Origin of the sequence: Shewanella sp. 10N.286.54.B9 (assembly GCF_041468565.1) — a bacterium.
In the GTDB taxonomy this organism is placed as follows: Bacteria; Pseudomonadota; Gammaproteobacteria; order Enterobacterales; family Shewanellaceae; genus Shewanella.
The window spans coordinates 989-15,612 of sequence record NZ_JBFRIY010000013.1 but is presented as its reverse complement, the minus strand read 5'-3'; the positions used below and the strand labels follow the sequence as shown (position 1 = coordinate 15,612).

General features: G+C 43.5%; 8 protein-coding genes. 7 read left to right on the top strand and 1 reads right to left on the bottom strand.

Annotation, left to right across the window (positions count from 1 at the left end):
* Positions 1-4: 4 nt before the first annotated feature.
* Entirely contained in the window at positions 5-358 is a 354-nt protein-coding gene (locus tag AB4135_RS03940) for a hypothetical protein (RefSeq protein WP_371990492.1), read from the top strand.
* Positions 359-366: 8 nt separating this feature from the next.
* On the opposite strand, the gene AB4135_RS03935 is transcribed toward AB4135_RS03940, so the two are convergent.
* Complete coding sequence (locus AB4135_RS03935; RefSeq protein WP_371990490.1) at positions 367-1,071, bottom strand: DsbA family protein; 705 nt, start codon at positions 1,069-1,071, stop codon at positions 367-369.
* A 240-nt stretch (positions 1,072-1,311) separates the two neighbouring features.
* Between AB4135_RS03935 and AB4135_RS03930 the strand changes: the two genes are divergently transcribed.
* The 6 genes from AB4135_RS03930 to AB4135_RS03905 all read left to right on the top strand — a co-directional run bounded on the left by AB4135_RS03930 (position 1,312) and on the right by AB4135_RS03905 (position 14,124).
* Entirely contained in the window at positions 1,312-1,746 is a 435-nt protein-coding gene (locus AB4135_RS03930) for a DUF3859 domain-containing protein (RefSeq protein ID WP_371990488.1), read from the top strand.
* Between the two features lie 85 nt (positions 1,747-1,831).
* Positions 1,832-2,701, top strand: coding sequence for a GyrI-like domain-containing protein (locus AB4135_RS03925; RefSeq protein ID WP_371990486.1), 870 nt, complete (start codon positions 1,832-1,834; stop codon positions 2,699-2,701).
* A gap of 315 nt (positions 2,702-3,016) precedes the next feature.
* Entirely contained in the window at positions 3,017-4,078 is a 1,062-nt protein-coding gene (locus AB4135_RS03920) for a hypothetical protein (RefSeq protein ID WP_371990484.1), read from the top strand.
* 319 nt (positions 4,079-4,397) lie between these two features.
* Positions 4,398-6,491: a winged helix-turn-helix domain-containing protein gene (locus tag AB4135_RS03915; protein WP_371990483.1), complete on the top strand. Its 2,094-nt coding sequence runs from the start codon at positions 4,398-4,400 to the stop codon at positions 6,489-6,491.
* A gap of 185 nt (positions 6,492-6,676) precedes the next feature.
* Complete coding sequence (locus AB4135_RS03910; RefSeq protein WP_371990481.1) at positions 6,677-10,465, top strand: S8 family serine peptidase; 3,789 nt, start codon at positions 6,677-6,679, stop codon at positions 10,463-10,465.
* 83 nt (positions 10,466-10,548) lie between these two features.
* Positions 10,549-14,124, top strand: a complete 3,576-nt coding sequence (locus tag AB4135_RS03905) for a S8 family serine peptidase (protein ID WP_371990479.1) — start codon at positions 10,549-10,551, stop codon at positions 14,122-14,124.
* Positions 14,125-14,624 lie beyond the last annotated feature (500 nt).

The window sequence follows — 14,624 nt, the reverse complement described above, 5'->3', positions numbered from 1 at the left end:
CTTTATGCGAAACACCCTTATATTTTCTCTTTTTACTGCGCTGTGCTTGTTTATCGGCTACCACGCTTACTTTTTTATTATGCCTAGCGTCAAAATCAATAATGAGTCAGGACAACTACTAACGCGTGTCGAAGTTAGCCTGCCTAATAACAATCTGGTATTCGACAGTATTGAACCATCACAAAGCATGCGAATTCACCACAGCACAGAACAAGCTGACGGTGAATATAGCTACCGAGTAAGATTATCTTCTGGACAACAAATTAATGGTCGTTGTGGCTACGTCACTCACAACCAATATATGAAAGTCTTAACGCTCACCATTAATAGAGAACATCAAGTAAGCTGCATAGAGTAACGATGGGGTTAAGCATCGAGCACCACTTCTTGCATTAAGCTTTCTATCTGCTTAAAGCTTGTTTGCGCATTTTTATAATCCAATTCAATTAATATCAGATCGCCATTTAACGCCATCACTAACGAGGGAAAACCTTGGATAGGCAAGCGACGCGTTTGATTAATCTCTTGCTGCAAACGTTGCTGAGTATCCTCACTGTTTAACGCGCAGGCAAAGGCAGAACTATCCATACCAAGTTCAGTTGCAATACTGATTAGCGTGTCATCATCTGATGGATTCTTAGCCTCCAAATAATACGCCTGTTGCACTGCTTGATAAAACTGCTGTTCCAAGCCTTTATCTCGTGCCAACAATACACCGCGACAAGCAGGATAAGTAGCACGTCTTGGTTGGCACTTTGCCCAAAAATCAAAATTAAACTCTGTGCCCAATTGCTGTGAAACCTGTTGCCATGTCTGTTGTAAAAACTCTTCCATCTCTTCGGGCATAGGTTCATCTGTATCAGCTGCAAGCCCGCCCAATCGATATTCTATAGAAAGCTGCGGGAACTGCTGTTTAAGCTGCTCCTCCAAGAATGTCCATGTAGGCTTATAACCCCAACACCAGCTGCACATAGGATCATAAACATAAAATAGCGTTGCAAGATTCATATCGTCGACATTACCCAGAGTAAATTGATCATTAATCAATATTGAAAGTTGAGGGACTTGCATGGATATAAGCCACAGTATTGATGGATTCACCCTCATACTGCCGAAACATCATCAAATGACTGCCCCTTCGTATAAAAACCACCTCAGATTACCTTGTTCACTAATAATGTCCAATCAAACAGTGTTTTATACTGTATCGAAATATTCACGTTCAACTTAAACCAATATAGAATGCATACAGGAAGTATTTTAAGTATCCTAGTTTTCTCTCTAACTAGATAAAACGAAGACCTGCAACCTGTGTCTAAACTCAAGCCTGATGTCACCATCATTCGCAGCGGTATATTTACCCAATGGGATGAAGATAGCGATGAACTGCCAAAATTAACTAAAGCTACAGTGCATGTTCCAGCCGAAATCGATATTGAATTTGGTTTTGTCGCTCAAATTAAAAAAGCCAAGAATCAAGTTCTACGCTACTGCATCTACCATCCTAATATTCCAGATGACAACGGCGATATACGCCCGCCATTTGACGGCGAAGTCTACGTAAAATCTAACGATTGGAAGTTCTATATAGGTGATACCATTTGGGCTCCTGAGCATAACAAAGTCGGTAAATGGCGAATGACACTTGAGCTAAAGGGCAAGGTCATTGCAGAGAAAACCTTTAAAGTTCACATGAACCAAGAAGATGACAAAATCGGCGCTTTCTGGAAGCGCCGTGGATTTTAGTCAGTATATTTTCTAGCAGCAATTTCGGTCAGGTATCGCTTAATCATCACTGCAATAATAGCTGTGCACTTGAGGAGAGATTGATTTGAGCCCACTGGAAAAGCAACACTATTCAGCAAAAATAGTCACGGTTTGCGACTATATAGCCCTGCACTTAGATGACAAACTGGATGTAGAGCAGCTGAGCCAAATAGCTCAATTTTCAAAGTACCATTTTCATCGGCAGTTTCAGGTATACACCGGCTTAAACGTTGGAAAATATATATCGATGATGCGCCTGAAAAGAGCATCATACCAATTAGTTTTTCACACGAATGAGCCCATAACGAATATCGCTTTCGATGCTAGTTTCGAAAACTCTGAATCTTTCTCTCGTGCATTTAAAAAAGCCTTTAAACAAACGCCGTCTCAATTTCGACTCACTCCCAATTGGCAACAATGGAGCAGCGAGTATGACAAGGTACAGCTAACGAGGAATGACTCTGTGAAAGTAGAATTAACAACACGAACAGCCACCATGGTTGCCGTCTTTGAGCACCATGGCGCGCCCAGCAACTTAAATAATTCCATCCAAAAATTTATTACTTGGCGCAAAGCTAGTCAAGAGTCTCCAATTGCATCAAGTGAGACTATTGGCATCCCTTATAACGACCCCAATAGTGTGCCGGCGGAGCAGTTTCACTTTGATATCTGTGGTTCAGTTACTAAAGAGGTGCAACCTAATGTTGATGGCGTTATGACTAAGACCATTCCAGGTGGTCGCTTCGCTAAGATCCGCCACTTAGGATCTCACCAACAGATGGATGACAAGATCTATCAATTTTATCGTGAATGGTTACCTAAAAGTGGTGAATCTCTGAGTGATTTCCCACTATTTTTTCAATACATCAATCTGTTTCCAGAAGTCTCAGAAAGCGAGCTGGTTACAGATATCTATTTCGCATTGAAAGATTAAGAGTAGAGAAGAAAAGCAGTGAGCATTCACAGCATTCCTCGAGCAAAGAGAGTAAGTAGAACTACCTGATACACTTGCTCTTTGCTTTCGAGACTAATCAACTATATTTCAGGAAGAAAAAGTTGTCATAGCAGTCCAGTATCAATGTTGAACTTCCCCCCAAAAATTGGCGAATGATTAGCATTATATTTCGCCTATAACTCTTCAAAGACTTTGCTTATTTCATTCTGCGAAGTAACTGCAGGGGAATGAAAATTCGCTGTAACAGATACATTGCAGCACCTTTCTTTTAGGAAACCATTTTAAGGGATTTTGGTGAATACAAAAATTTCAACTTTAATACTTATAGCTTGTGTACAATTCTCGCCTGACAGTAAAGCCAGCATACTCAATAAGCTCTGCCAAACCACTGTCGATTGCAGCCAAGGCAATACCCTAGTTACCAGTGAGGATACTGGCAAAATATACTTAGACGGTGCTTATACCGGGCTGAGTACGCCAAATATGCTCAACCTTGACGACGGTCAACATATTATCTCGGTAGGTACCGATGAAAAAAGGCAGTATTTAAGGCGTGAAGTGACTTATAAAGATAAGCCACTAGCAGTAAATCTAAATCAAAATAACCTCGTAAAACCAAAAGTCTGGAAAGCACTGTTTGTTGGAGTGCCAACCAGCCAAGGTACAACTGAGCTTGGTAAATGTAGCACCAGTTTCAGTCAAACTGATTTAGATGATGGCTTTGAATTCTTTAAACAGAACCTCAAGCAGCATGTTGAGCCTTTTTCTTACAACACCATAAAATGGCAAGTTGATCGCCGAGATCTTACCGAGCCAGCTGAGTTAACTTACAATCCTAAAAACCAATGGTTCACATTAGAGCCAGAACAAGGTTTAGCACACTTAACAGATATAAAGCCTGGCGAATACGACACCATATTTTTCTTTTGGCGCGAACAGCAGCGAGATTGTAGCTTTAAAAGCCCTTACTTTGGCCTTGCCTGGTTAGAACCTATGTCAGAAGAGACCAACAAAACCGGCTATGTCACAGTAAAGTTCAACCCTGAAGAGATGGGCGTTAAAAACAAAATCACCGAATACCTCAATAACGATCCAGGTGTTTGGACCCATGAGTGGTTACATGTGGTGATAGAACAATTTTACCCAGAGCGTGGCATCAATACGCCAATAGCACCAACTGACAAATTAATATTACACTCAGCAACGGCGTATGGTTATCAATATCCTTGGATCGACTGGTACCACGATCTTATATCAGGCCAAGTAGCTTTAGGTAAAGGTTTTGCAGGTATAGGTCCTGAGGCGTTATTAAACTGCTCAGTCGCCCAAAGTGCAACTAATCAATGCTCGCAATAGTGAATTGAAATAATCCTAACCTCATATATTTTCTAACTACCAATACAGAAGCCATTATCCACCGATACTTGGTTTCTGTAGTAAATAGCAGCCATAGTCACAATCAAAATACTAGAAAATAACCATACAAAAAAAGACCTATACATTAGCATTTACAAAAATACATCCACCCAAACAAACTGTAACGTTTTTAAAACCAAATAAAACAAAGGCTTAATATTAACAGCTAAAACCCTCTTTCTCAGCTATTGAGTTATACAGGGTGATCCACCTATGATAGTTCAATAATAATTACAATAGTCATAGGTTCACTTTTTAAATGACAAGTGCTAAATACCAAGTCGGCGAGTGTGAGTTGGACTGCAAACTTATGTCGCTAAATTATCAGACTCAATCCATAAAACTATCATCAAAAGTTTACCAGCTACTATTACTCTTCATTAATAATCCAGACAATATCGTATCCCGCCAGCAAGCTACTGACAGCTTATGGCTAGGCAATGAAGCGGTTGGCAAGAAGGGATTTACCAATGCTATTTGGGTGATCAGAAAAGCATTCAAAGAGTTAGGTGTTGAAGATGAAGTTTTTAATACCTTACCAAAATTAGGCTATCAGCTAACACTCACAGTTAAGCTCGCTGAACCATCAACAACCAAGCGCAGTATTAACCAAAAGCAAATTGTACTCATCGCCCTTAGCCTGCTTTTTATCGGCATAATCGGATTCTTTTTCCTCCAAAGTACAGCTAAAGAGGTAACCAACAAGCCTGCAGCGGTGACAACAGACATCTTCAAAACGAGTAAAATCAAGGTGACCAATTATGAAGGTGTTGAGGAGCACCTTAGTGTGTCACATGATGGAACTAAACTTGCCATGCAGTGGCGAACAGAGAACTTAACTGGCAAGATCTATATTAAAGATCTTATTAGCGTAGATGCACCTCTGACACTTATCTCCTTTGAAAATAATGAAGAGGCCTCCCCTTCATGGTCGGTCTCAGATGAGAAGCTCGCCTACGTGCGCATTAATCAAAGTGGTGAGTGCCAAGTCAGAGTCAGAAACCTAGTTAATAATACTGATTCTCTTATCGCATCGGATTGTTTTTATCTGCCATACAAACGCGTAGTTTCTTGGTCTAGTGTGGATGACGACCTTTTAGTTTACGCTAAGCAAAATGAAGACAGTGTCGCCCTAGTCAGCTATAACTTAACCACAGGTCACAGCAAACAACTTACCTTCCCAAACAGAAATGAGATCGATTATGCACCAAAGTGGCTAGCTGCTGATAGTAAAATAGCCTATATACGCGAGAGTGGAACGGCAACAGTAGCAAACCTCATACTACAAAATAGACATGGTGAGGTAAAAACGCTAATCGCCAATAACGCCAGCATTGTCGACTTTGATTATTCAACCAAAAACGATCTTTTTTACGTCAATAACGTCGATGGTGCTAGCGCAATTATCTCACGTATTCGCAGTGATGGCACAAGGTTAGCACCTATTCGAAACGCCAGTTTACCGAGCAGTATCACCCAATCAGATATCAACGACCAGCTCTACATCACTGAGCATATATCCAAAGAGTATATTACCCAGCAATCTTATAACGGAGACGGCATAATTAGACGTATTTCATCATCGTCTCGAGATATGTATGCCAGATACTCAACCACTAACGATGATATATTATTCATGTCGAATCGTTCCAAACTATGGTCTGTTTGGAAAAATAACCAAGTCAGCAGTAAAAACTTAACTAAAAATCTCGGCAACGTTACCGTACCCGCTATCTCTCCCGTCAATACCGATTTTGCAGTCAACATCACTGATAATGGTCGCTCCTCACTATTTTTAGGCGATATAAACTCTGAAAACTTTAGTGCTATCGACATCAATGGACTAGAGGCCGATAACCTCAGCTGGTCTAAAGACGGAGAGTATCTTTACTTTAAAGGTTCTAGTCACGATCAAGTCGGCATTTATAAGCTTCATGTTAATTCAGGCGAGCTCGAGAGCATCATTCAAAATAATGCCGTTTATGCCGTTGAAGGCGAAAAAAGTTCTGTTATCTATCTGTCCAAGTTCAACGAAAATGGCATCTGGCGTTATGACCAAGTCACAGGTGAACTCGTACAAGTTACCGATAAATTGGCGAAGTTTGATTTTGGCTCGTTCTATTATGAGCAAGGCTATCTCTATTATATTTCACGGCAATCTAAGCTTGATATTATCGAACGTATTGCAGTGACAAACACCTCAGAGGTTCAAATTATCAAGCAGTTTCCAGCAAATTCTGTCCGCAAATTTTTTGGCCTTTCCTCGGCGGATAACCAGTCGTTTCTTGCCACGTTAAAAGTCGCAAATGAGGCGGATATTTTTGGTTATTCATTAGTAGAAAATCAAAATTAGAATGCGATTAACTATTTGATAAAATTAAAAATAGATGTTTATCGGACATTAAAAATACCTTAAAAGAACAAAATACGGCTAATATTTGAGTTCCTTCATATTGTACCTGCATTAGCTGCAGGTTATTAAATTGTAATGGCCACTTTGCAGGTGGCATTACAATTTAATAATAAGAAGGAATGGAAATGAAGTTTAATAAATGCACACTCGCATTATGCGTCTCTACCGCCATTCTGTCGGGTGCTCTACAAGCGAATACTCAGACTGAATCACTGTCAGCATATACAAGCACTCAACAACAAGAACGTGCTACTTATACGCTGTATTTAACGAGTCCCTCCGCTACCGAAGTCCAAGGTAATAACCAAAACTACAAGCAGCGCCTTGCTCAAGTCAGTCACTTCCAAGACCAAGTTTTCAACCAAATTAAGGCCATTGATCCACACGCGACACTTGTTGCTCGCTCAGGACTCGTCGCCAATATGATCAATGTTGAACTGCAGAATAGTTCACTCCAAAAAATTAAAGCGCTTGTAGCGATTGAGCGAGTCTTCAGTGCTAGCAATACTTCAAGCGTCAAGCAAAGAGATAGTCTTCAGAACACTGCACGAGCAGCATCGACTACAGCCGAGAAAGAGGTGGCTTTACTCACGCCATATACAGGTAACGACTCTGCAGGTGCTGGAGTGAGTGTTGCGATAATGTCTACCGGCATCGATTACACTTTGCCTATTTTTGGCGGCTCAGGTGTGTATGGCGAGAATGATGATCCAGAAACTCCGCCTCCAGCAGGTAGTTATTTAGAGGCTTTGGAAAACGGTGCGATTGAGTACAGCGGTTTTCCAACAGCTGTCATCGCTGGCGGCTGGGATTTCTCTAGTGAGAACTACGGCAACGACGCCAACCCAATCGATCAAAACTTAAGTTACGAGTCGTGGAATGGTTGGGTGTACCCAACAGGCATGGGAACTGAGCTTGCCAGTATTGTCCACCAGCTTGCGCCAGGAGCCAGCCTGCATGCCTATAAAATCTCTAACGTGTCAGGCGCAAGCTGGGATCCCTCTTATATCACGGCATCAGCGCCAACCTTAGATAAATTAGTGCAAGCTTTCGAACACGCACTCGATCCTAACCAAGATGGCGATACCAGTGATCGTATCGATATCGCACTATTAGAAGCGGCTGGTGCTGGCGCATTTTTTGATATCGATGGCAATACTTCCGTCAGTTTAATCCAGATGTTACTGGCCCGCGTATCAGCACAAGGCATGACGGTCATTACTCATGCTGGTGACCTTGCCGAGTACTCACTTTACGGTGACGCTGATACCAAACATCGTAATTGGATTTCCGCAGAAGGCAGCGTGACTTCTGCCATAACCGTGGGTGCTGTCGATTATGCCGAAGATGGTGAGACACTGGTCGTTCCGAGTTGGGCAGCCATGGGGCCAGTCCGTGGCTCACAAAATTTAAAACCAGAAGTGGTGACCTTTACTGCTGATCAACCTGTGGCAAAAATCTCTAATGCCGATGAAACCGCCGCTAAATACGGAACTCGTTCAGGGGCTATGTCTGCTGTGGCAAGAATAGCCGCAGCGGCTGCAGTCATTAAGAGTCAGTACCCAGACTTTGGTCCCGTTGAGATTAAGGCGCTATTAGCCAATACCGCCAACATCGATAGCATTTTAGAAAGCGACGGCATGACACCGGCTGAGATCTACTCGATTGGTCACGGTATTGAAAATGTAGATGCAGCTATCAGCTCACCAATAGTCGCTTGGGAGACCAGCTCGAATCAGCCTTATGTTCAATTTGGTATGCACGAGATTGCTGGCAGTAAGACGATTAATAAAAATATTACGCTGCGCAACCTCTCTGACAGCGCGCAAACCTACGCCCTCTCGTTCAAGATGGTTGGCGACAAAACGGCCCATCAAGCATTAACGTTAAATCTACCAGAGTCTGTCAGCATACCTGCTAACTCAAGTGTGGTTATCCCAGCCACTATGATCGTAGACGCGGCAAAGCTGCCGCAATGGCCTCTGGTACGAACAACAGATCACAGCGATGTCAATCTAAAGGCGACAGAACTGAATGGTTACATTAGCCTCAACTCTGAAGATAAGCCTGAAATTAATCTAGGCTGGATGGTGAAGGCACGTCACGATACGACTATCACCAAACGCCCCAACGCCATTGAATTCCCCATCTATTTGGGTTGGAATCCAGATATATCCAAGACAGAATGGGACCATCTAGCCTGGGGGAGAGAATTATACCCGGATAATCAGTTTGGTAATGGTTCTTACCAAGGTTATGTGGCTACCTTTATCAATGATTCAGCCACAGAAACCAGCTTCCAAGCCTACCCGTTGATCTTGCAAAACAGCCAAGTGCGCTCTGAATTAGAAAATATTAAAGGACATAAAATCAAGGCCGTAGCCGGCGCTGTTTATGACGATGCCATGTGCAGTGTTACCGGCAAAAAACTCAATATCGCCGTCAGTCTATTTGACCGTGCAGACGTCGCGATTGCCAACTATCAAGAGCGCGGACCACAGTTATTTGCCTACGATCTATTCTTAGAATCACTGGTACTTGAAAATGGCTGGAACGAGAGCTTTGAAGGCGCCAACATATGGGACGACGCACAAAAAGTGAACCAACCTTTTGTCGCGCTTAATGCCAAAGGCCAACCAACCACTTACGTCATTGATTACAACGTTCCCTATGACTATAGCAATCCAAGCGGCCGCTATAAAGAATCATCATTACCGGCGTTTTTTGCCAATAACGGCAAGAATGTTGTATCGCAGGTTTGTCTCGAAGATATGTTCCATCATGAACTCGATAGCGTCGAAGACTTTGACCAAAACTTTGGCTTTCATATCCAGACCGATCGCCATACTGGTACAGAACAATATGAAGCTATAGCACAATTTAACCCCATTAAAAGTGGCTACTATAGCGAAATGGAAACCTGCCGATTCGATGAATGGACTGGCGGAACTGTATGCAGCACCACAGCCGATGATCGCACGGTACACATAGGTTTTGCAGCTACGGGGCAAGATGCGGCTATCGGGGATCTTGAATTCACCCCGACTTACACCGCGCAACCGGGCGAAGAGATCTATATTGCTTCAGTCGGTGCATCTGAGCTAGCGGGGATTGGCCAAATAGCGAAACCTAAAGGCTTTATGGTCGTTAGCGTTAACGACGACTTTATGCAGCTAGGTTACAACTCTCTAGACGATGGCGATGGTTCACTTATCGCAAAAGCGGATGCAAACCAAGTATTCAGTGTTGCTGAAGGTGTTGAAGTGGGCACTGTCGTTGGCAGGATTGAATTAGACACACAAGGCTTCTTCACTTACGACTCAACAGAATATGCAGCGCTTTATCTGCATATCAGCAACACCTTAGTGGGTACTCCATTTGCGATTAATCAGCAAACCCATGAGTTATATGTGGCTAACCCTGCGGCAATTGATTATGAAAACAATCAAGAGTTTGAATTAAAAATCACCGCTCAAAAAGGCAATAGCATAGGAGAAACGGAAAGTATTACCATCATGGTAACCGACGTTAACGACATTGCGCCTGAGGTTAATGAAGACGTTGCAGCAGCACTTTCTATCACTAATCTGACCTTTAAACAGGGCGAATTAGCGAACTTCACACTCAATATCGGCGGCCTATTTACCGATGCCGAAGGCAACCCTCTTAGCTATGCTGTTGATGGTTCAAGTTTCAGCTCTCTCTCTATTTCTGGCAGTGAAATTTCAGGCCAACTAGATACAGAGGGAAGCCATCAATTAACGGTTACCGCATCTGATGGCCAGCACCAAGTCAGCCATAACCTCAGTGTTATTGCATCCATTGAGCCTGAAGCTGATAGCGATGATGGCGGCAGTTTAGGCATCTGGTCTCTGCTACTTGCAGGTTTAATTGCGCTACGTCGTCGCACCTAACACCCGTTAAGCATCTCTTCATATCCATCAGCAGGGAAGGCTCTAATGAGTCTTCCCTCTATATAGCAAAAATAGGTTATCAAATGAAAACAAGTAGTAGATATTTGGTTCTTAGTGCGCTGACTTCTATGTTGGCTTTTACCAGCCATGCAGACTCAGGAAAACCTCTTAACAGCATCAATACCGGCCAAGAAAAATTAAAACTAGAACGCGCCGATAAACTACGCACGGACGGGCTGTACTTTGTGCGCCTAAAAGACAGTGCACTCGCCAGCTATGACGGTTCGGTAACTGGGTATACCGCCACCAGCATTAAGGCTAATCAAACCAATAAAACGGCTGCTGGAGTATTAAACCTCAAATCTCAAGCCAGTGTGACTTATAAGCGCTACCTAGAGAATAAACAGTCTCAAATTACCCAAAGATTAAGTGGCAAAATCAACCGCACACTTAAACCGACACAGCAATATCAAGTAGTTGCTAATGCATTAGCCGTAAAGCTCAATGCAACTGAAGTTAAAATCATTTTAAAAGATGCTAATGTGCTTAGTGTCGAGCCCGTCGGTATGCACTTCATTCATACCTCTAGCGGACCTGAATTTATCGGCGCTAAAAAAGTCTGGCAAGGCATTAACGATATTCCTGGTACCAAAGGCGAAGGCGTGATTGTCGGCATTATGGATACAGGTATCAATGCTACTCACCCATCATTCAAAGCGGTTGGCGATGATGGTCATGTTTATAAAAACCCACTGGGCGAAAATCAGTATTTTGGTGATTGTCAGCAATATCCTAAATTTTGTAATAACAAACTTATCGGCATCATCAGCTATCCAGACCTTGTCGAGCACAGAGCCAGTACCGCCGATAACCTTGATGACTCATCCTTTGACGATTTGGCTGATAAAGCCAAGGTTGGTTATGACTTTCATGGCCACGGCTCTCACGTTGCTTCCACCACCGCCGGTAACATTGTTAAAGACGTCAGCTTCTATCTTGAAGTTCAAGAAGATGACGACAATATTATTGCAGAGAAAAGCGCCTTTGAGTTTCCAGCCATTAGCGGAGTTGCGCCACATGCCAATTTAGTGTCGTATCAAGTATGTGACGACGTCGGTGCTTGCTACCCTGAATTTACGATCCAAGCCCTTGAACATGCTATTGAAAATGGTGTCCAAGTACTTAACTATTCCGTCGGTGGTTCTGCCAGCGATCCGTGGGGCTCTGTGAGCACTGAGGCATTTTTAAATGCCCGTGAAGCCGGCATCCATGTCGCCACAGCGGCAGGTAACGCAGGCCCGACGGCCAGCACATTAGGCTCACCCGGTAATGCTCCGTGGGTGACCACTGTTGCCGCTTATACGCATAATCTGAGCTTTGATGAAAAAGGCCTAACCCAATTTTCTGGCGGTGACACAGCCCTTGCTGACTTATTCGGTCGCAGCATAACCAAAGGCTTCACCGGTAAAATAGTCCAAGCTAAAGACTATGATGACGCCATGTGTGAACAGGTCTTTGCCGCTGGCACCTTCAATAGCGATGAGATCGTTGTGTGTGAACGCGGCGTCAATGCCCGTGTGCGTAAAGGGATAAACGTAAGAGATGGCGGCGCTGGTGGGATGATCCTAATCAATCTAGATGGTGGAGCTGACACAGTCAATGATGATAATCATGTACTGCCCGCTATTCACTTAAATGATACTGATGGTCAATTACTCACTGATTGGCTAGCAAGCGGTAGCAATCATCAAGCGACAATAGAAGCCAGTGTCACCAGTACCGATGACACACTCGGCGATATTGCAGGTGTATTTAGCTCGCGTGGCCCTAATCTACCTTATCCCAATATTTTCGCACCTGATATTGCCGCACCAGGTGTTGATATCTATGCCGCCAATGCAGAAGACAGGGTATTTAAAGGTCAAACAGGTCATATTGCATATACGTCGATGTCGGGCACATCAATGGCTAGCCCTCATGTTGCTGGAGCGCTAGCCTTATTGAAAGCCGCGCATCCACAGTGGACACCAGCTGAAGCGCAATCAGCCATTATGTCAACGGCCTTTCAAACAACCTACCAAGATGATGACAATGACGGTGTAAAAGAGCGCGCTGATTTCTTCACTCAAGGGGCGGGCAGTATTCGCATTAATAATGCGCTAAAAGCCGGCTTATTAATGGCCATCACTAAAGCTGAGTATCTAGCAGCTAACCCTGAAATTGGAGGCAACCCAGGTGATTTAAACACGAGTTCAATGGTTAATAACGAGTGTATTTCAAACTGCACTTGGAGCCGCACTGTCACCGCAACACAAGACAGCAGCTGGACAGCCAGTTATGAGTACTTAAACAGTGGCTTCGAATTTGAGGTGACACCATCTCAATTTGCACTTAAAGCAGGCGACTCTCAAGTCTTAACGATTAAAGCCATTGCCAATGTCGATCTCGTTGATGAATGGGTACATGGTTACATTAATCTTCACAATGCAGATGCCAGCATGAGTGATACCCATCTGCAGGCGACTATTGGCTTTAAAGCCGGAGAGATCATCGACACGGTTTCAGCGCAGCTAAACAATGTCGATAATGTCATCGAACTTAATGACATTAAGACCTCAGGTAGCAACGACCTGCAAGTCAAAGGTTTTGGTTTGTTTAAATCGACAAGCACTAACGGCACAGCTATTGGCGCATCAAATGATGTCGAACGTAATAGCCCGGCATACAATCAAGAAGTGCTGTTCACAACCACGACGGTTGTTAAGCCTTACACCAAACGCCTAGTTGTTGAGATAACGGATTCAACTTCGCCAGATATGGATCTCTATGTCGGTATCGATGAAAACAACGACGGCAAAGCTGACGCCTATGAGATGTATTACTCATTGGTGTGTATAAGCGGTGAAATCGATTCCAACGAGAAATGTGTTATTGAAACACCGAGAACAGGTAACTACTGGATATTGGCACACAACTTTGAAGGCACAACAGCAGACGAGCCAGACGATGTCACCGTGCGGCTAACCCATATTAACTACACAAACGAAGCCAGCTTTGATATTGATGCCCCAACAAGCGTTGCGCAAGATGAAGTATTTGACGTAACCCTGAGCGTTAACGGTTTTCTAGATGATAGCCAAACTGTAACGCCACTTGAAGAAGGTGAAGTCTATTATGGCTTGCTTGAGTTAGGCACCACCTCAAACTTAGTACGCAATATCGGTGGCACCTTGATAAAAGTGACAGGTCTCGCGCCTGTCGAGGTGCCAGTAAACACGGCGCCGACTGTTGCAAAGCCACTTAGCGATGTTGAAGCTCAACTGTCGTCTGACGGCACTGTTAGCGTCAATATTGATGTATCCGAGGTGTTTAGCGATGCAGAACAGCAGCCTCTAACGCTAACCGCGTCAGGTGTTGAGGGAATTAGCCTTGTGGATAATACATTAAGTGTAACCTTCAGTGCAGCGGGCAGTTACAGCGTAACGCTCTCGGCCTCTGATGGTGAGTTTAGTGTTGCAGATCAATTCAGTGTCATCGTTGCCGCCCAGCAAGTCGTTACCCCTGTCGATCCTCCCGCTGAGAAATCGAGCGGTGGTGCACTTGGCTACGCACTACTTTTACTGTGGTTCACTGCGATGTTACGTCGTAAAATACCTTAAAGCAGACCTTATATTTTCAGCCGAAACGTTAGTAACATAACACTAGTGTTTGGGTCTCGGTAAAGCAGTAACTTGCCCACCGATACAAATAATACTGATTGGTATAAAGCCCACTATCTTATCAATAGTGGGCTATATTAATATGCAGCTAATACCAATTCCATTAAAGAGTTGACCATTCAGCGGGAATTTAAATCACTTTAGACAAGCACGTGGGTTGTAGCTAATAGTTATTCTCGGCTCTAGCATTCGGTAATCGCTCCATGCATTACTCTCGATAATTGCTCCTGCATTATTCTACCTTCGACCATCCTTGGTCTCGTACCTCCTAAATCTGACTACCAAGGATGGCGGGAATGTCTCATTTTGTATGGAACAAAATAGACTATTTAGTCGTGCTTCGCTCTACCTTCTGCATCTGACCGCCATGGAAGGAGGAAATGTCTTATTTTGTATGGAACAAAATAGACCATGCAGGCGTATATCGAAAGCCACTTGCG

Excerpts from the sequence above, each read along its gene's own strand:
- AB4135_RS03940 (WP_371990492.1), top strand. The coding sequence starts at position 5 with ATGCGAAACACCCTTATATTTTCTCTTTTTACTGCGCTGTGCTTGTTT.
- AB4135_RS03935 (WP_371990490.1), bottom strand. The coding sequence starts at position 1,071 with ATGCAAGTCCCTCAACTTTCAATATTGATTAATGATCAATTTACTCTG.
- AB4135_RS03915 (WP_371990483.1), top strand. The coding sequence starts at position 4,398 with ATGACAAGTGCTAAATACCAAGTCGGCGAGTGTGAGTTGGACTGCAAA.
- AB4135_RS03910 (WP_371990481.1), top strand. The coding sequence starts at position 6,677 with ATGAAGTTTAATAAATGCACACTCGCATTATGCGTCTCTACCGCCATT.
- AB4135_RS03905 (WP_371990479.1), top strand. The coding sequence starts at position 10,549 with ATGAAAACAAGTAGTAGATATTTGGTTCTTAGTGCGCTGACTTCTATG.